The organism is Paenibacillus sp. JCM 9796, assembly GCF_055379675.1.
In genome coordinates, this window is sequence record NZ_AP043723.1 from 4,348,888 (window position 1) to 4,367,207 (window position 18,320).

At 47.8% G+C, this 18,320-nt stretch carries 16 protein-coding genes and 3 pseudogenes; 11 read left to right on the top strand and 8 right to left on the bottom strand.

What is annotated here, in order from left to right; translation table 11 throughout:
* Nucleotides 1–3: 3 nt before the first annotated feature.
* Nucleotides 4–1,266, bottom strand: a pseudogene (locus ACZ439_RS20920) (IS4 family transposase); the annotation flags it as partial.
* 246 nt (nucleotides 1,267–1,512) lie between these two features.
* Here ACZ439_RS20920 and ACZ439_RS20925 point away from each other — a divergent pair.
* The 5 genes and pseudogenes from ACZ439_RS20925 to ACZ439_RS20945 all read left to right on the top strand — a co-directional run bounded on the left by ACZ439_RS20925 (nucleotide 1,513) and on the right by ACZ439_RS20945 (nucleotide 6,893).
* A complete protein-coding gene (locus tag ACZ439_RS20925; RefSeq protein WP_464620122.1) occupies nucleotides 1,513–2,973 on the top strand; it encodes a spore germination protein in 1,461 nt (486 codons plus the stop codon).
* Nucleotides 2,974–3,126: 153 nt separating this feature from the next.
* Nucleotides 3,127–4,423: pseudogene (locus ACZ439_RS20930) on the top strand (IS1380 family transposase).
* 177 nt (nucleotides 4,424–4,600) lie between these two features.
* Nucleotides 4,601–5,086, top strand: coding sequence for a Ger(x)C family spore germination protein (locus tag ACZ439_RS20935; protein WP_464620123.1), 486 nt, complete (start codon nucleotides 4,601–4,603; stop codon nucleotides 5,084–5,086).
* Complete coding sequence (locus ACZ439_RS20940; protein ID WP_464620124.1) at nucleotides 5,067–5,792, top strand: Ger(x)C family spore germination C-terminal domain-containing protein; 726 nt, start codon at nucleotides 5,067–5,069, stop codon at nucleotides 5,790–5,792. The genes ACZ439_RS20935 and ACZ439_RS20940 overlap by 20 nt, the downstream gene beginning before the upstream one ends.
* Complete coding sequence (locus tag ACZ439_RS20945) at nucleotides 5,793–6,893, top strand: GerAB/ArcD/ProY family transporter (RefSeq protein WP_464620125.1); 1,101 nt, start codon at nucleotides 5,793–5,795, stop codon at nucleotides 6,891–6,893.
* A gap of 200 nt (nucleotides 6,894–7,093) precedes the next feature.
* On the opposite strand, the gene ACZ439_RS20950 is transcribed toward ACZ439_RS20945, so the two are convergent.
* The 3 genes from ACZ439_RS20950 to ACZ439_RS20960 are packed head-to-tail and all read right to left on the bottom strand — an operon-like array spanning nucleotide 7,094 to nucleotide 8,938.
* Nucleotides 7,094–7,936 carry an aldo/keto reductase gene (locus ACZ439_RS20950; protein ID WP_464620126.1) on the bottom strand — a complete coding sequence of 281 codons (843 nt, stop codon included), beginning with the start codon at nucleotides 7,934–7,936 and terminating at the stop codon, nucleotides 7,094–7,096.
* A 39-nt stretch (nucleotides 7,937–7,975) separates the two neighbouring features.
* The gene (locus tag ACZ439_RS20955) at nucleotides 7,976–8,449 is read right to left on the bottom strand and encodes a tautomerase family protein (protein ID WP_054798576.1); all 474 of its coding nucleotides are present in this window, start codon (nucleotides 8,447–8,449) and stop codon (nucleotides 7,976–7,978) included.
* Between the two features lie 12 nt (nucleotides 8,450–8,461).
* Complete coding sequence (locus ACZ439_RS20960; RefSeq protein WP_464620127.1) at nucleotides 8,462–8,938, bottom strand: heme-degrading domain-containing protein; 477 nt, start codon at nucleotides 8,936–8,938, stop codon at nucleotides 8,462–8,464.
* A 158-nt stretch (nucleotides 8,939–9,096) separates the two neighbouring features.
* On the opposite strand from ACZ439_RS20960, the gene ACZ439_RS20965 reads away from it, so the two are divergent.
* Nucleotides 9,097–9,465 (top strand): winged helix-turn-helix transcriptional regulator, encoded by a 369-nt coding sequence (locus ACZ439_RS20965; RefSeq protein WP_054798622.1) that lies wholly within the window; start codon nucleotides 9,097–9,099, stop codon nucleotides 9,463–9,465.
* A 35-nt stretch (nucleotides 9,466–9,500) separates the two neighbouring features.
* Here ACZ439_RS20965 and ACZ439_RS20970 read toward each other — a convergent pair whose 3' ends face one another.
* Nucleotides 9,501–10,271 (bottom strand): DeoR/GlpR family DNA-binding transcription regulator, encoded by a 771-nt coding sequence (locus ACZ439_RS20970; RefSeq protein WP_054798623.1) that lies wholly within the window; start codon nucleotides 10,269–10,271, stop codon nucleotides 9,501–9,503.
* A 240-nt stretch (nucleotides 10,272–10,511) separates the two neighbouring features.
* Here ACZ439_RS20970 and ACZ439_RS20975 point away from each other — a divergent pair, with 240 nt between their 5' ends.
* Nucleotides 10,512–11,555 carry an oxidoreductase gene (locus tag ACZ439_RS20975; RefSeq protein ID WP_464620128.1) on the top strand — a complete coding sequence of 348 codons (1,044 nt, stop codon included), beginning with the start codon at nucleotides 10,512–10,514 and terminating at the stop codon, nucleotides 11,553–11,555.
* A gap of 16 nt (nucleotides 11,556–11,571) precedes the next feature.
* The gene (locus ACZ439_RS20980) at nucleotides 11,572–12,060 is read left to right on the top strand and encodes a heme-degrading domain-containing protein (RefSeq protein ID WP_464620129.1); all 489 of its coding nucleotides are present in this window, start codon (nucleotides 11,572–11,574) and stop codon (nucleotides 12,058–12,060) included.
* Here ACZ439_RS20980 and ACZ439_RS20985 read toward each other — a convergent pair.
* Entirely contained in the window at nucleotides 12,057–12,374 is a 318-nt protein-coding gene (locus ACZ439_RS20985; protein WP_464620130.1) for a winged helix-turn-helix transcriptional regulator, read from the bottom strand. The two genes, ACZ439_RS20980 and ACZ439_RS20985, sit on opposite strands and share 4 nt — an antisense overlap.
* 195 nt (nucleotides 12,375–12,569) lie before the next feature.
* On the opposite strand from ACZ439_RS20985, the pseudogene ACZ439_RS20990 reads away from it, so the two are divergent.
* Together ACZ439_RS20990 and ACZ439_RS20995 are read left to right on the top strand one after the other, a co-directional pair.
* Nucleotides 12,570–13,776: pseudogene (locus ACZ439_RS20990) on the top strand (MFS transporter).
* A gap of 35 nt (nucleotides 13,777–13,811) precedes the next feature.
* On the top strand, nucleotides 13,812–14,699 hold the full coding sequence (locus ACZ439_RS20995; RefSeq protein WP_054798624.1) for a LysR family transcriptional regulator: 888 nt from the start codon (nucleotides 13,812–13,814) through the stop codon (nucleotides 14,697–14,699).
* A 51-nt stretch (nucleotides 14,700–14,750) separates the two neighbouring features.
* Here the strand turns inward: ACZ439_RS20995 and ACZ439_RS21000 are convergent.
* Together ACZ439_RS21000 and ACZ439_RS21005 are read right to left on the bottom strand one after the other, a co-directional pair.
* Nucleotides 14,751–16,303, bottom strand: a protein-coding gene (locus tag ACZ439_RS21000; protein ID WP_464620131.1) for an IS3 family transposase whose coding sequence is annotated in 2 segments (ribosomal slippage) — nucleotides 14,751–15,655 and nucleotides 15,655–16,303 — 1,554 coding nt in all. Because the reading frame shifts where the segments join, the coding sequence is not laid out codon by codon here.
* A 95-nt stretch (nucleotides 16,304–16,398) separates the two neighbouring features.
* Nucleotides 16,399–17,058, bottom strand: a complete 660-nt coding sequence (locus ACZ439_RS21005; RefSeq protein WP_054796749.1) for a type 1 glutamine amidotransferase domain-containing protein — start codon at nucleotides 17,056–17,058, stop codon at nucleotides 16,399–16,401.
* A gap of 199 nt (nucleotides 17,059–17,257) precedes the next feature.
* On the opposite strand from ACZ439_RS21005, the gene ACZ439_RS21010 reads away from it, so the two are divergent.
* Nucleotides 17,258–18,274 carry a LacI family DNA-binding transcriptional regulator gene (locus tag ACZ439_RS21010; protein ID WP_464620132.1) on the top strand — a complete coding sequence of 339 codons (1,017 nt, stop codon included), beginning with the start codon at nucleotides 17,258–17,260 and terminating at the stop codon, nucleotides 18,272–18,274.
* Nucleotides 18,275–18,320: the final 46 nt, after the last annotated feature.

An 18,320-nucleotide genomic window follows, 5' to 3' on the forward strand; every position in this document is an offset into this window, starting at 1 on the left:
CCCCTTTTTGCCGGCCTTCGTGGCAATTTCGTTGATGAGATCGAGCAATTGTTGTAAGGCAACCGCCCAATCGAGCGTACCGACTTCGTCGCATAGCAAATAAAACAAGCCTCCGAAGGAGCGCGCATCGGTGCTTTGCCGATGCTGCCAAGCCAGCAGGATGTAGCGCGAAAACACAAGCGTCGTATGGCTGATCAGCAAATCATAGGAGCGGCCTTGAAACTCTTTTTGCAAACGAAGCAGTGATTTGGTGCACTTGAAGAAGACCTCAATGTCCCAGCGAATCGCGTAGATGCGGATCACGTCCTCTACGGAAAGGGAAAGGTCTGTCGTCAAAATAGCGAGCCATTCATTCTTCTTCGTACGATGACGAACGAACACCACGCGAACCGGAATGTCTGGGGCAAGCTCGGTTCGAATGCAGCGGAGAATGCCACGCTTGTTGCTCACCACAGGAAACGCTGCCGCGTACAGTTCTTTGAGCGACAGCTTCCGGCCTTGAACCAGGAAACGCTTATTGTCATTCTTGACCATGCCGATCACGTCGAGCCCGCGGGCAATGACTTCGCCAATGAGAGGCGCATGCGTAAACCAGCTGTCCATCAAGACGTAGGAGGCGGTCGCCCCTGCTGCCAAAGCGCGATCCAGCATGGACGCAATGACCTGCGGAGCCGATCGGAGCGATTCCTGACGGCGCTTGTAGCCGTGCGATCGTTTGTCGATGTTCTCGCTCATGCCGTTGATGGCAGACTTGCTTGAACTGAGCAGCGCGAAGTCGAGCGGCAAGAAGGTATGCCCGTCGGACCAGCCCATGGTGAGCATACGAAATCCTTTGTAATAAGCGCCGGTGGCATGATCTTTGAATCGGGCGAGCAACTCAACAGCCTTGCTGCGATTGCGTTCGAACATCGAATCGTCAACGATGAAGACGGTGTCCCGGTCGACAGACGTAAGAGTGCTGACCTTCCGTACCGTGGCGACACTGAGTGATGTCAGAAAGCGACGCCAGGCAAAGCCGGCATGATTGAGGAAGCGATACACCGCATCTTTGCCGGGAAACGATTCTCCCTTGCTGCTCTCGAGCAGACGAAACCAGTTCTTTTGATGAAACAACAGGACAAAGACGAGTTGGAACAGTCGGGCACAGCTGAAACCAAATCGCTTGCGCAACCCAGCTTGTCGAAGATGTTTCATGACGTTCAGTTCTTGAAAAGCAGACTTTAATTCGTTTGGCAGTTGATTAAGATCGGGCTGATGGTCTATCATGATGGAAGACACCTCTTCTGTTTGATAGTGATTGCTCGCACTTTCACTTTACCAAACGAAGCGGTGTTTTTCTATTTTGCAAGCCATGTATCTGATTGCTTAGTAGCCCTGTGGCTGCAAGGATTTAGGCTAGTTTTTGCTCTGCGAAAGTTGAGTAATTGACTCCCCTTTCGCCATGGTGTGTATGTCCGTGTATTATTCTGGATATGTTAAATGTCATCTGGAATGCAAAAGTGGGGAATACAGGTGACCGAAGCGCATCGAAAAAATATGATTTCCGGTGATTTACATATCGATGAAGCTCGATTTAGGGCCCTTTTCGCACAATGCGACGACGTTGTATTTCGAAATATATTGCTTGGATACAATCGTAAAGGATTGCTTGTTTTTCTAGACGGCATGGTGGACCAACTTCGATTAGAGACGGATATTCTGACACCTCTTCAGTCTATAGACGAGATTCAAAGGAAAGACGACCTGCTGTCTTGGTTGACTGAAAAGGTACTTCCGGTTGAAAGGATCAGCCGGAATGTACAAGAGGATAAAGCTGCAGAAGCTATATTAGGCGGAGAAATCTTGGTTTTGATTGACGGTATTCCCGGTTCACTTCTGATCAACATGACATCCATGAAGATGAGATCGGTAGATGAACCTACTTCTGAAACGGTGATTAGAGGACCGAGGGATGGTTTTACGGAAAGCCTGCAAATCAACACGACACTTATTCGTCGCAGGTTGAAGACGACAAGACTGAAAACTCATTATTTTTATGTCGGTACTTTGTCCCGAACTCAAATAGCTGTCATGTACGTTGAGGGTATTGCCGAACTAAAGCTGATTGACGAAGTTATGGCACGTATTCAAAATGTACAAATTGATGTAGTTCTGGATAGCGGGAACATCGAAGAGCTAATAAAGGACAATCGTCATTCGATTTTTCCGCAAATGATGTCCACCGAACGTCCGGATCGTACCGTGGCTTCTTTAGCCGAAGGAAAGGTAGTGATTTTGGTGGATAATACGCCGTTCGTTCTCATAGCCCCCACTACTTCATTTGAAATGCTACAAACAGCGGAAGATTACAGTCAGCATTTTATCATCGCAACTGCGTCACGTTGGCTTCGAAATAGCCTGTCTATAATGGCCCTTATTTTCCCATCTTTGTATATAGCCATAACGACTATGCATCAAGAAATGCTTCCCGCCTATCTCTTGCTAAGTATTGCGTCTTCCAGAGATACCGTTCCGTTCCCTGCAATTGTTGAAGCATTGTTTATCGAACTGGCATTCGAAGGGCTGCGAGAAGCGGGGGTACGACTTCCTAGGCAAATCGGTCAGGCTGTTAGCATTGTTGGAGCATTGGTGATCGGACAAGCGGCTGTTCAGGCTGGCCTTGTTACGGCTTCCCTTGTCATCGTTATGTCTGCGACAGGTATCGCATCTTTTATTTTTCCTACGTACAACTTAGGATTGTCGATAAGGTTCTTACGTTTTCCTCTAATGATTATGGCTGGTTTTCTGGGGCTCTATGGTATTTTTATTTTCTTGATTGCCCTGCTCATTCATATCAGCAAATTAAAATCCTTCGGTACCCCGTTGATGTCTCCCGTTAGTACTATGGATCACAATGAAATTAAAGATACATTGATCCGATTGCCTTGGTTTGATCGATTTAAACGCAAGCGAATCGCTGCAAATGAAAAATAGCGCAGCATTTACTTTCCTGAGACAAGAAGGTAAGAGGTTATTTATCCTGAATTTCGAAAGTACGACTCTATGAAAACGTGAAAAGGGCTCCGAATCTTTGGTAGAATGGTGTTTGTCGAAAACACATCACCCAAAGAAAGGAGCACCTTTTAGGTGAAGTCTACCACACCCGTCAGCAAAATCAAGACCGAATTTTCCCTGCAAAACGCAACGAGCTACGGCGGCGTCAAGGTCTTTCTTGAATATCTCGAAAAAATCAAGCTTGCCGCGACCATGCGCAGCTTCTCCGATGGCAAAGCGCATAACGCCATTTTCCCTCTTCATCGCATCCTGCTCTATCTCATCATCGGCTGGATGCTCGGCTGCGAGCGGATTTTTCATTTTCGCAAGCTGCAGCATGATGGGCTGATCCGCCGTTTCCTGGGCGGACGCTGCCCGCATCATAGCTTGTTGTATAAGGAACTGGTCAGACTGGGCCGGTCGCCTCTCGAACTCGTGGCGGAGATTCGGACGCTGAGTCAAGAGATCATCCTTCCCTGCCTGCCTTCTGACATCATCCTCGACCTGGACTCGACGGTGGAGACGGTGTACGGCGACCAAGCCGGCGCGGCCAAGGGCACCAACCCGCACAAGCCGGGCCGCAAGAGCTATCATCCCTTGCTAGCTTTTGAAGGGCGGACGCGTCTGAATCTGAACGCCCGGCTTCGACCGGGCAACACCCATTCCTCCACCGACACGATCGACTTTCTGAAGCAAACCTTCGACCTGCTCGGCGAGCCCAACGTCACCTACGTCCGGTTCGACAAGGGTTTTGGCGGCGAAGAGTTCTACCGCCTGCTGGAAAGCCGGAAGATCGGCTACGTCGGCAAGCTGAAATGGACGCAGCGGCTGGAACAGGAAGTTCGGAACTGTCGCTACTGGACGCGTTACGTCGACGAAGATTGGATCATCGAAGGCATCACCCTGATTTACAAAGCGACATCCTGGAAAAAGGCCCGTCGTGTCGCGATCATCCGCAAAGCCCAAGTGTTCGATGACGGGCAGGGCCGACTGGTGTTCGACAGCGACTGGCGGTACGAAGCCAACGTCACGAATTTGGAATGGGAGCCGATCGATTTGTGGCGCTTCTACAACCAGCGTTGCTGCATGGAAAACTACATCAAGGAAGCCAAAAACGGGTTTTCGATCGATTGCATCGCCACGAGCAATTTTCAGGGCAATGAACTGGATTTGTTGATCAAGCTGCTCGCCTACAATTTGTTCGTTCAAGCTTGACTGCTGCGAGCCGGTCCATCGGGGGTACACGATCGCCCGGTTCCGGCTGGAATTCTTTCATTGCGCAGCCACGCTCATTCAGCACAGTAGATCGGTCATCCTCAAACTGGCGAAGGATTTCGCCAATCAGTACGCCTGGAAGCGGCTAGAGACTCGAGTAGCTCAATTGGAATGATGGTTTCCACCATCTTACATGGAAAGGACGAAGCCTCTTCAGTGGGGAGGGGGCAGAACTATCCATCCTTTCAGTCATGCGGGCTGTCCCCAGGAAAATCTCTCTTTATTTTACAGCCGGTACGACCTATTACTCCCCCGCTGACATTGCTAAAGTGGACTTTCGAAATTTAGGTTTATGTCTTTTGTCGTAAAGCGATTATTAGCACCGTTGCTAACTTTGTTATTACTCAGTGGTTGCTGGGAAAGAAAGGAGGTTAATGATATTGCGATTGTTACCGCTACGGGTGTCGATTTATTGGATGATGAATCTATTCGCGTAACTGTTTTACTGGCTGTACCGAGATTAATCGGAACGACCTCGGCGCAGGGAGGGGGAGAGTCGAAGTTAGAGTCTTCAGCCGGATGGATTGTATCGGAACAAGGAAAAACCGTAATGGATGCCTTTACCGGTTTGCAAGATAAACTTCCTCGCAAATTGTTCTTATCTCATAACAGAACCATCGTCGTCGGCGAAAAGCTTGCACGGAACGGGATTTTCCCTCTGCTTGATTTTTTCATGCGCAATCGTCAATCTCAGTTGAAAAGTACAATGATCATATCAAAGGAAGACGCGCTAGACGTACTGAAGTTCAAGCCAAAGTATGAGAAAGCTTGCTTCTGAAGTCATTCACGGGCAACTTGACATGAGGAACGGGACTTCCGTCGATCTTGGCCGATTTTTAACCTTATTAATGGACGAAGGACAAGAGGCTTATGCTCCGCAAATTTCTGTAAAGTCTGCTAAGAACAATGGTGACGGATCAACAAGCGTTATGGTAAGCAATGGAGCAGCTGTGTTTCGTGATGACCATTTGGTTGGGTGGCTCAGCGATTCGGAATGGATGGCATTATTGTGGCTTAGAAACGAAAAAAAGGATGGAGATCTTATGGTTCGAATTCCGGACCAGAGGGAAGGAGGCTATGTCGGTGGGGAGCTTAGAGGTGTCAACAGCAAACTATCTGCCTTGAAACAAGGAGACAGTATAACGATGAATGTTCAACTTACAGCTTTGTTTAACGTTTCGGAAAATACATCCAAGCTTGATCTGGATTCCGCCGATGAGCGATCGTTCATTAGTGATTTGCTTGAAGCCGATATCAAGGATCGAATAGATAATTTGTGCAAAAAGGTCCAGAAAAAGTTCCAATCCGATATTTTCGGGTTCGGTCTGAATATTTACAAGCAAGATCCAAAGGTATGGAAGTCCACTTATGCTAACGAATGGGGGGGACTTTTTCCAAACGTTAAAGTGGTTATTTCGGTTGATACCAAAGTTGTACAGTCAGGATTACTTGGGAAGGGTGCCAACCGGGAGGACATCAAATAAATGAACCGTATCTCTTCCTATCATTTTTTCTCGCTTATGGTGATGTTTGAATTGGGGACAACCATCATTTTTGGCTCTGGATCCGCCGCGGGCAGGGACGCTTGGATTTCCTCGGTTATTTCCTCATTGCTCGGGGGGATGCTTATCGTAGGTTACACTGTTATCGCCAGACTCAACAAGTACGCTCCGTTAGTGGAATGGTACACATTATGCTTCGGCAAATGGCTGGGGACCGTATTGGCCTGGTTGTATCCCTTGTTCTTTATTTATACAGCGGCGAGGGTCATTTGCGATATCCGGTTTCTTCTCCCGCTTACGCTTCTTCCCAAAACCCCTGCATGGGTTTTTATCGGCGTGCTTGTCTTGCTGCTTCTCTACTGTTTGTTTGCAGGCGTCGAAGTATTGTTTCAGATTTCAGGTATTCTCCTGCCGATTCTGGTTGTTTTTATCATGCTGGAAGTTGTTGTCTTGCTCGCTTCAGACAGCTTGCATGGCGACTATTTGAGACCTGTGCTAAGCGGAGGGATGGGAAGGGTGACGAATCAGGTATGGCCGGTCGGCGTAACAACTACTTACGGAGAATGCTATGTGATGGGAGCTTTTTGGTACATGCTGAGAAAGAAGCAATACGCAGGACGCATCGGCTTCTGTGCAGCAATCTTTGCCGGAGTTTTCGTCGTATTGTTTAATATTCTGGCTATAACCGCACTTGGAGAATATTTATTTCAAAGAATGATTTTTCCTGCTTATGCCATTTTGACGCTGTCCAGTATTGCTGATTTTCTAGAGAATCTAGAGGTGCTTGGAGCGATATATTTTTTGTGTTCGGCTTTCGTCAAAATCGCTGTTTATTTGTTTTCAGCCGTTTTCTGTATTCGCGAACTTACTCATTCGTCGAAAGATCGATCGGCTATCTGGATTGCGACAATCAGTACCTATATCATTGCTATGACCATGGCCAATAATTTATCAGAGCACTTGCAGGTTTGGGTTGGCAAGATGGCCCAGGTCATTGTGGCTCCTATGTACGTTGTATTGCCGGGGATCATGTTGATCATTTCACTCGTCAGGACGTGGAAAAGGTGGGGGACGTCTCCATGACGATTCGCTTTCCTTGGGAATCTGAAATTGTGCTAAGACAACCATGGTTAATGCCGGCTGTAATGATTGGGGCTGCTATTGTACTTTCCTTCCTCAGTTGGTTTCGAGCAAGAAAGGGGAAGTGATAATGGGCAATCGCCAATCAACTTGCCCTTTGACAGGCTGATTGGCGATTGTCTCTGTAGTCTGTATGGTTACTATTAAAAATCGAAATTATCCGGATCCGGGCCTACGCGGAGATTTTGATTGAGACTGTCGAGCCTGTCCATATCGGCGCTTGTCAACTCGAAATCAAAAACAGCCGCATTTTCAACGATTCGATGCTCTTTTGTCGACTTCGGAATGGTCACTACCCCGTTTTGCAAATCCCAGCGGAGAATGGTTTGAGCAACCGATTTGTTGTATTTGGCTGCAATTTCCTTAATGACCGGATGATCCAAAAGCTGTCCTTGCATTAAAGGAGACCAGGCCTCGAGCTGAATTCCTTGTTGTTTGCAATAATCATGCAGTGCTTTCTGCGTCAGGCGCGGGTGATATTCCACCTGGTTGACCATGGGCTTTATTTCGGCGTCTGTCATCAAGTCTTCAATATGATGAATTTGGAAGTTGCTGACTCCGATCGCTTTGACTCGGCCTTCTTTATATAGTTTCTCTAACGCTCGCCATGCCGCTTTATATTTGCCTTCGGCCGGCCAATGAATGAGATATAGATCGAGATAGTCCAAGTTCAATTTTTTTAAGCTCGTTTCATAGGCGGCCAAAGTTGACTCGTATCCAAGATCCGCATTCCAGACTTTGGAGGTCACAAATAATTGTTCCCGTGCAAGTCCGGACTCAACGAGTCCTTGTCGGATTCCCCGGCCGACTCCTTCTTCATTTCCATAGATGGCTGCTGTATCAATGCTTCGATATCCGTGCTTGATGGCTGTTTTCACCGCATTCTCAAGCTCTGGGCCTTCCTCAACCTTATAAACGCCCAATCCAAACCAAGGCATTTGCACATTATTATATAAAGTAGTGGTATCTTGTAAACTTTTGAACATTCGTATATCCCTCCAAGATATTTGAGTTAGAGTGTTAACTTACAAGGCTCGGCTTTTGGTAAGAAAGTCCGGGTCCGCTCCGGTCACCCCGCTCTGTCCCCAATTGCCGGGAATCATCTCTCGGATAACGATTAGAATTTTATCCAGAGGGGCATTTGTAAACGTGTGGATGAGGTGACTAAGGCGCATCACCCAATGATCTTTCGTTTCCTGATCGAACGTGTTCCAAATATCTATCGTTGCGATAGCCATCCCCCGTATTTCATTGCCATCCGAATGGTAGGACTCTTTGGTAGCCCAATTCGTAAGCCTGCTGTCATGGGCAAAATTCGGGTCCGAAGCAGCGGCGCCCGCTTTTCCCCAGTTTTCGCGTTCAACTTCTTGGATTAACACTTGGATTTTATCCGGAACAATTTGCAGAACGGAAACGGTAAGCTCGGTGATCGCATAGATCAATTCCCGTTTCTGCTCTCTTTTAAGGGTTGGCCACATATTGAGCGTAATTAACGGCAAAGCGATTCCCCCTTACAGCTTTAAAACGGCGCTCAGAGCCTTAACGATCAACTCATGATCTTCTTGAGCCGTTAACCCGGATACGGTGACGATTCCAACCATGCCGGTGCCTTTAACCCATATAGGAAATCCTCCCCCGTAGGGACCATACGCTGCGTCGTCAAGAAAATGCCTCTCATTATACGTCTGCCCATTCACCTTGCCTTCAATTTCAAGATAATAGGAACTGTGATTGCTCAACTCGACGACTCGATGTTTCCGTTGAAGCCATTCATTGTTGACTAGAGTCGTGCCTGTCATCATATAATGAAAAACTTGAACGCCATGTTTGGTAATATCGACAGCAACTGCTTTCCCAGCCTGCTTAGCCAAATCAACGATCGACAATCCTAACTCAAGTGCATCCTCGTTTGAGAAGGAGTCGTATTGCAGCGTATGCTCTTCATTGCTTATTTTCTGCAAAGCCTGTTGCCAAGATAAGTTGCTCAAGTTTAAACACCTCTCAATCTGAAAATTTTTGGCGTCATGAGTGGTCATTACGTCATGACAAGTGTTATTATGAATAATAGAAGCCAACAAGAAAAGTACGTACTTTTTTGTACATAGGTACTAAAAAGTGCCCATGCTTCCTTATACGGAGGGGAATTATGAGTAAAAAGAAGTATAATATTTCAGTTGAAGCTACTCTGGAAGTTATCGGAGGAAAATGGAAGTGTGTCATTCTATGTCATCTTACTCATGGGACAAAGCGCACGAACGAATTAAAACGCGCGATGCCCGGAATTACACAGAAGATGCTGACCCAGCAGTTGCGGGAGTTGGAGGATGACGGAATTATCAATAGAATCACTTATAACCAGGTTCCGCCTAAAGTGGAATATGAACTTAGCGAATACGGATGGAGTTTGAAATCGATCTTGGATACCTTATGCAAGTGGGGAGATCAACATATCATCAAGGTCTATGGGGATAAAGATGCCGTATTGGAAGAAAGCGTATTGACTAGATCGCGTTAGCGTCGAGATCACGCATTCAGAGCCGGGCGGATCGATTAGGATACGCCCCGGTCTGAAGCAACGACGACTTGAATATGAAAGTCGGAAAATATTTTGCCGAAAGGAGCTTTCGGTTCAACATCCGTAATAAGCATATCGATGGCATCAAACGGGCATACGCGATGGAAAAGATGCTTCTCGAATTTGGCTGAATCGGCCAATAATATGACTTGATTTGCTCTCTTTATCATCTCTCTTTTCAAGTAGGCCTCTTCGACGGTAGGTGCAAACAAGCCTTCGATTGAGATTCCGCACGTACCCAGAAATAATTTATCCACTTTGATATCGTTAAGCATTTCGACGGTACGAGGACCGTACGCATAACGATGCCATGTGTTCAACATTCCTCCGAGCAAATGAATGGCCGTTTGAGGCTTGTCGCAAAGTACGGCAGCGATATCGATGGAATTGGTAACGATCACATTATCGACGGTAGTCATAAATTCGGCGATGTATTGGGTCGTAGTGCCCGTATCCAAGAGTATATAATCCCCGTTTTGTATGAGAGACGTTGCGGCAACCGCAATGGAACGTTTGTTATCGGCTTCAGTCAACCGGTCTTTGTAACTATTGATGTGTTTGGTCATGGAAGGCAGGATGGCTCCGCCGCGCACCCGAACGATCAGACCATCCGTTTCCATTTTGACTAGATCGCGTCTGGCCGTATCGTAGGAAACATCGTACAAAGAACAAATATCCTCCATGCTGATTTTCCCGTTGAACTTCAAATAATCCACGATCGATTTGACTCGTTCCTCTTGATTCATTCCTAAGCCACCTTCTAAGCCATCTCGTTTTTATTATAATCAGCTCGCAAGTTTTTGAACAAGTAAAACTCGAAAGTGATTCGGTTCTTTCTTGTTTAGTTGCAAAAGAAATACCCGAAAAAATTATTAAACTTAAATATATAAGTATAAAAATTATTAATTATTGTAATTTTGCGTAGAACTCATTATACTGAAGTTGGAATTTCGGCACATACCAAAGGGTTGAAAGAGGGAGTACCAATGAAAAAGATTAACGTGGGAATTGCGGGCTTCGGATTATCGGGGCAAACGTTTCATGCACCAATCATTCGTACGGTACCTGGAATGGAAATACGGAAAGTTGTCTCAAGTAGTCCCCGGAAAGTAAACCAACAATTGCCGAACGTCGAAGTCGTGGCCGACTTCGAAGACTTGTTGTCCGATGAGAGCATTGATCTTGTCGTTATTACAACGCCCAATCAGACTCATTACCCTTTTGCGAAACAGTCATTGCTTGCAGGCAAACACGTTGTTGTCGAGAAGCCTTTCGTCATTTCATCGAAGGAAGCAAGAGATCTGATCGAGACGGCACGCCGTCAAAACAAACTGCTCAGCGTATATCAGAACCGGAGGTGGGATAACGATTTTTTGACTGTCAAGAGCTGCATTGAATCGGGGGTGTTGGGAGATCTGGCCCTGTACGAGGCCCACTATGACCGGTACCGTCCGGAAGTTACAGACAGATGGAGAGAGAAGGACAAACCCGGGGGCGGGATGCTGTACGATTTGGGATCGCATTTAATCGATCAAGCGCTGCATTTGTTCGGGAATCCGGAAAGCGTGTATGCCGATGTATTCCAGCAAAGAACCGGTTCCAAGGTCGACGACTATTTTCATATCGTATTAGCTTACGGGAAAACGCGTGTCATTCTTCATAGCGGTTCTCTTGTATGCAAGCACGGGCCAAGGTTTCAACTGCATGGAAGCCAGGGCAGCTTTATCAAATACGGGCTGGATTCTCAAGAAGATATGCTGCGGCAAGGAAGCGTGCCCGGGGACCCCGGTTGGGGGAGTGACAGAAAGGAATGGTACGGCGAGCTCACATTCACGATGAACGGCACAACGAAATCCGAGAAAATCGAGACTGTGCCGGGATGCTATGAAAGTTTCTATCACGGCATGTATCGTGCAATAACGGACAATGCCCCTGTACAGGTTAGCGCGGATGAAGCGATGAATACGATTAAGGTCATTGAATTCGCGATCCGCAGTAGTAGGGAGAAAAAGACGATACCGTTTGAATAAGCAGGAGGGTTCATCCATGGAATCGGAATCGTTGCAAGCTTTACTGGAAAAGCTGAAAGAAGAAGAAGAACAAATTCAATTTGACCGCTTCGACAACCGAATGGCTTATGAGCTGGGAATGCTGCTGACCGAGGAAGCGTATAGACAGAGCCTGCCTATTGCGATCGACATTTGCAAGGGAGAGCAGCAATGGTTTCACCATGCGCTGCCCGGAACATCCAAGGATAACGATGAATGGATTCGGCGAAAGAACCGAGTCGTCAACCGGTTTTTGCACAGCTCTTATTATATGGGGACGTATTACAAATTACATAATACCGACATTAGGGAAAAATCGTTTCTGGACCCTGCGGAATATGCTCCACACGGTGGTGCATTTCCGATCATTTTCCGGAATGCCGGCGTCGTCGGCACCGTGACCGTTTCCGGCCTTCCGCAAAAAGAAGATCACGAGTACGTGGTCGGTATGCTAAGACGGTTTCTGAACATCGGGCCCTTAAGTTAAGCTTCCGTTTTCTGTTCGATATATCTCTCTCCCCACGAACACATCGTATCGAGAATCGGCTTCAGGGACCAACCGTATTCGGTTAAGGAGTACACGACTTTGGGAGGAACTTGTTCGTAAATGGTACGTTTCACAATCCCATCTTCTTCAAGCTCACGCAATTGTTGCGTGAGCATTTTTTGCGTGATGTCGGGAATTAATTTTTTCAACTCGCTGGTCCGTTTCTCGCCCTTGTCCAGATGACAAAGGATGACGACCTTCCATTTGCCGCCAATGACGTCGAGAGTAGCTTCCACCGGAATATTGTATTTCATCTCATCGTCAACCTCCGTATGCAGAGAAGGGTACTTTTAAGTTCCTATGGTACTTTTAAGTGCCTATATCACTTATAAGTACGTACTTACTTCAATGTGCGTATGCAACTATAATAGCACTTACGCAGCGAATATAAAAGAATGCTGCATAAGGAGTACCTGAGACTATACTGTAGGAGGAATTGAAATGAGTCAATCTTATGTACAATCAGCTTCCAAGCGCAAGCAAAGGACAAGTCGGGAACTTGGGCGCTGCTAGCTCTTGCCGTTAGCGCATTCGGGATCGGAACGACAGAGTTTGTTCCCGTTGGTTTGCTAGCTTCAATCGCAAATGACCTGCATATCGGAATAACGTTTGCAGGTTTGCTTATTTCAGGTTACGCTATCGGTGTTGCCGTCGGAGCCCCGATTTTGACCGCGTTGACGAACAGGGTTAACCGCAAAACATTGCTCATTGCATTAATGGTACTATTTACTTTGGGCAACGTTGTCGCTGCTTTGTCAGGATCGTTTGAATTGCTGCTCGTAGCCCGCTTCATCACGGCATTTTCGCACGGCGTCTTTTTTTCCATCGGCTCGACCATCGCGGTGCAGCTTGTGCCCCCGCATAAGAAAGCCAGCGCGATTGCTCTCATGTTTACAGGACTGACGGTCGCCACTGTTACAGGCGTTCCTTTAGGAACCTTTATCGGGCAAGCATTTGACTGGCGGGCTACTTTTTGGGGTGTCTCCTTGCTGGGCGTTATAGCTATGCTTGCAAGTGCTATCTGGATTCCCCGAGATTTAAAACAAGCCCCTCCGGCTAAATTCTCGGATATGTTTCGACTCGTTACAAACCCCCGGCTGCTTTTTGGCTTTGCCGTCACGGCGCTTGGCTACGGAGGAACTTTCGTCGCTTTCACCTACTTGACGCCGATATTGGAGGATGTGACGGGGCTCAGCAAAAATGTCGTCAGCATCGTCTTGCTTGTGTATGGAGTCGCTGTAGCCATCGGGAATTCGATCGGCGGGAAATGGGCTAACCGGAACCCGATTCGTGCGCTGCTGTACATGTTTGTATGGCAAAGCGGCGATTTTGATTGCACTCACGTTTATGATACTCTTTAAAATTGCCGGCTTGATTGGCATTTTCTTGATGGGCCTGCTTGCATTCATGAACGTGCCGGGCTTGCAGCTGTTCGTCGTTCAACTTGCAGAGAAATATGTTCCTTCCGCGGTCGACGTCGCTTCGGCGCTTAATATCGCCGCCTTCAACATCGGAATCGCAATCGGATCGGTAATTGGAGGCATGGTGGTAGACTCAATCGGTCTTGTGCATACGCCATGGATAGGTGGTATTATGGTGTTGGCGGCTGTCCTGCTTACAGGCATTGCAGCTAAACTCGAGCGGGATTCTGCTTAATCCACTGGATAATCCCGGCTGGAAAGGGTCATATTATGGTTGACTTCGACTGGTTTCGGAGTTTCGTTTTTATCTATAAATATCAATCCGTATCGGAAGCGGCCAAAGCACGGATGATGACGCAGCCGGCCATGAGCCAGCATTTGGCTGCATTGGAGGCCGAGGCGGGAGAACTGCTGTTTACAAGAACGCCGCGTAAAATGATTCCGACGGTACGGGGAAAAGAACTGTATACCCGTGTGGCTCCTCTCATCGAGGCTTTGGAAGAAACGGCGAATCAGTTCAAAGCCCCGCTTTTGACAGAGCTTCCGGCCATTAAAATCGGAACGGCCCATGAATTTTTCCGGGAATATATCGCTCCGCATCTTGATAGGTATCCGATGCGCGTGCTCGCTCATTACGGCGTCGCATCGGACCTGATAGAGATGCTGCTCGAAGACAGGCTTGACCTCATCGTCACTTCGGAAAAATCGCCGGCTTCCGGCATCGAGCATGTTCATTACATGCAGGAGCAATTTGTCGTTGCGGCGCCTTACGGACTGACCGAACCGGGGCTAGACGATCCGAACAATCTGGAAGCATGGCTTTCATCGCAAGCTTGGCTGAGTTACGGATTTGAACTGCCGATCATCAGAAGATTTTGGCGGGCTCACTTTCATAAGCGCCCTCAAATCCAGCCTGTCCATGTGCTGCCCGATCTGCACAGCATCTTGGCGGCGATCGAATGCGGAGCGGGGATTAGCCTGCTCCCCATCTACATGCTGCACGGGGCGCTGCAGGCAAACAAAGTGAAAATCGTTGCCGAGCCTTTCAAAGTTGCGAATGACATGTATTTCGCTTACAAAATAAAATATAGAAACTCGCCCGTCGTCCGATTGTTGATCGAGGAAATGAGCAAAAGGGCTGCTTCCCCGGCAGAATGATCTGCCTGAACTGCACCCCGTCAAGTAGACAGTACAAAAAATAAAAATCAGTTAAGCGGCCCTTGTCCTGAATTCCATGGGACTGAGGCCGTTTAGTTTTGCTTGTAATCGTTCGTTATTGTAAAAATGGATATAGTCATCTATGTCCTTTTTCAGTGCCTCAAAGCTGCGGTAGGTATGCAAATAATATTTCTCGCATTTCAACGTTCCCCAGAATGATTCCATGGGGCCGTTGTCGATACAGCAACCTACCCGGGACATGCTCTGTTTCATTTTAGCTTCATCCAACATCTCCTTAAAGCGCAATGACGTGTACTGGAAACCACGGTCGCTGTGGAGCATTGGCCGGCTTTTAGGCGCGGCACGCAGGGCCAATTTCAACGTCTTAAAGACGAGAGGATTGTTGTTGGAGTGCCCCAATACATAGGAAACAATGGATTTATCATGGAGGTCGAGAATGGCGCTTAAATATGCCTTCTGACCGTTTCCGTATTTGAATTCCGTTACGTCGGTTACCCATTTCTGATTTGGTACGTCCGCTTGGAAGTTGCGATTAAGCAGATTTTCAGCCACCTGTTGCGGTGTAGAGCGTTCATACTTCTTTTTCTTTCTGCGGATCACTGACTGAATCCCCTTTATCTTCATCAGGCGTTGCACGCGCTTATGATTAATGGGTCTCTTGGTTTGGCGACGCATATGCAGCGTTAACTGACGGTAGCCGAAGGTGCCCTCAACCTTCTCGTACAAGAACATCATCACTTCCGTCAGTTCCTGGTTCTCTGCTTCGCGAACACTCGGAACGCGATGAAGCCATTTGTAATAGCTCGACCTTGGAATCCCCGCAACCTCGCACAGAAGCTGTATGCTGAGCGACTCCGCTTGCTGAATGGCTTGGATAGCTAGGTAGACGTTCTCTTGTCGCAGTGCGCTTAGGGACGCCTCCTTTCGAACTCCTGCAACTTTTTTAGAAAAGCATTCTCCGCCCGGAGTCGTTCATTCTCGTACTCCAGCTTCTTCATGGCGAGCTTATGATGATCCGCATCGGTTAGCTCCTCTGGTGCCTTCGTACGCCCTCTTCCGTCCCGTAGAGCCTCTTGGCCGCCTGCTTCATATTTCTTGACCCATCCGTACACTTGCTGATAGGAAACCTGGAAATGATTCGCTGCTTTCTTATACTCTTGTCCATTTGCAAGGCAGTACAGGACAATGTCAATCCTCTCCTGCCATGTTGTCGAGCGTCCCTTGGTCATAGCTGTTCCCCCTGTATAAGCCCTTAAGCTACTATGACCATTATACTTCTTTATCCAGCGCGAGAGTTGATTTCGGCTGGCCATCTTGTACTTATCGATCACCTGATACTGCGATAATCCACCTTCAAGATAGTCTTTGACGGCTTGGAGTTTAAGCTCGGCAGAATAACTGCGATTACGGGTGCGAACCTCCAATCCTTCATAGCCATACAAGCGATACCGACGGCGCCATTTGGCGATGGTTGTTTTGGTAATGCCGAAATCTTTGACTGCAGTTTTAATGCTAATACGACCCGTTTCGATTTCCTGAATGATGGCGAATTTCTCTGAGGCTGTCCGTTCTTTTATAGTCATGAAAATGCTCCCCTTACAGTAACAGGTTTTAATATTTCACCTGTCTACCGTATGGGGAGCATATCAGCCATGGAACAGCCCTTTTTGCATATTCGTCATGAGAGATGTTGGATGACCGCTTCGGCAACTAACGCCGTCGATTGCGGATTTTGACCGGTGATCAAGCGGCCGTCCACTTCCACATGGGAAGACCAATTCGGTGCCGCGACGAAGATCGCTCCCAGCTCGCGCAGCTTGCTTTCCAGCAAAAACGGCAAATCGGGTCCCAACTGAGTGACCTCTTCCTCGCGGTCCGTAAAGGCGCTAATCCGTTTGCCCACAACAAGCGGCTCGCCGCTCGATAAGGTTGCGCCAACGAAGCCTGCAGGTCCGTGGCATACCGCCGACACAATCTTGCCCGATTCATAAAAGAGACGAAGCAGCTCATGAAGCTTTTCACTCTGAGGCAAGTCGAACATAGTTCCATGGCCTCCGGGAAGAAAGACAGCGTCGTAATCGGTGACCGATACTTCATGTAACGGTACGGTTTGCTCCAGATGCTTTCTTGCCTCCAAAATGTCGGGCGGGAGCTTCGCATCGAGGCTTCCAGGGTCGACTGGTGCTTCTCCGCCGCGAGGGCTAGCCACCGTAATCCTGAAACCCCGATTACGGAAGGCATGATAGGCCTCCGCGAACTCCGACAACCAGACTCCGGTCGGTTTTCCGGGTTTGAGTTCATGATGATTGGTGACGACGATCAATACGTTTGCTGACATTCCGGTTTCCTCCTCGTAAGAGATCGATGTACGATGGTACGAGGTTCATTATAGAAGGGCGGTCGGTATAATAAAAATTATAATTTTTCGAGAGCGGTATAAAAATATTTATAGTGAAAATGCTGTATAGACAAAGGGAAGTTCCTGTGATATCGTTATATCTAATCGATTAGATTTTTTTGATGGCTGGTGATCAACGATGGCAACAATCAAAGATATTGCCCACAAAGCCGGTGTTTCGGTTGCCACTGTATCCTATGTTCTGAACGACACGCGTTGGGTTCACGAGGACAAGAGGAAGCGGGTATTGGAAGCAATCGCAGAGCTGAACTATGTGCCTAATGCGGTAGCAAGGGGACTCAGGGTTCAGAAAAGCAAGGCGATCAGCTTTGTCGTTTCCGACATCACGAACCCGTTCTACCCGGACTTGGCCAAGGCGTGCGAGGAAGCCGCCCAGCAGCAAGGGTACACGATCAATATTGTAAATACGGACGACAAGGCCGACCGCACGCAGCATGCCCTAAACCAAGTAAGGCAAGGCAAGGTGGATGGGTTTATCCTTACATCCGCTTTAGAACAAGACAAGGAGCATATCGGGAATTTAATTGCCCAAGGTTTTCCGATGGTGCTCGCAAGCAGGACGATCGAGGGGCTTCAAGTCAATTCGGTGGCGGCGGACAATGTGAACGGCGGCCTGATAGCCGCGAATCACCTGATTCGTCTGGGGCATACCAAGATCGCGTTTTTGCCGGGTATCGTCGGCTCTTCCATCACACGCGGCAGGATGAAAGGGTATTTGCAAGCGATGGAAGAGGCCGGTTTACACGTTAGTCAGGAGTGGCTAACCCCGGGCAAAGCAAGATATAAGGAAAGCTACGATACAACCCGGTTTTTGCTAAGCTTGCCGCAGGAGAAGCGGCCGACGGCTGTAATCAGTCTTACCGATATCGGCGCTTTAGGCGTTCTGGATGCGGCCAAGGATCTTGGAGCCGGCGTTCCCGACGATTTGGCGGTCATTGGCTTTGACGATTTGTTCATCTCGGGGACGCGCAGCATTCAATTGACGACGGTGAAGATTCCGCGATATGAAATGGGCACGACAGCAGCCTCCTTGCTTCTCGAGATATTAAACGGCGAGGGGAAGACTCAGGAATGCCGACAAATCGTACTTCCTGTTGAACTGATCGTCCGTCAAACATGTGGAGCAAAGAGATAAACTTAAGTATCCAATTATTTTTTTAGCAATCATCTAATCGATTAGA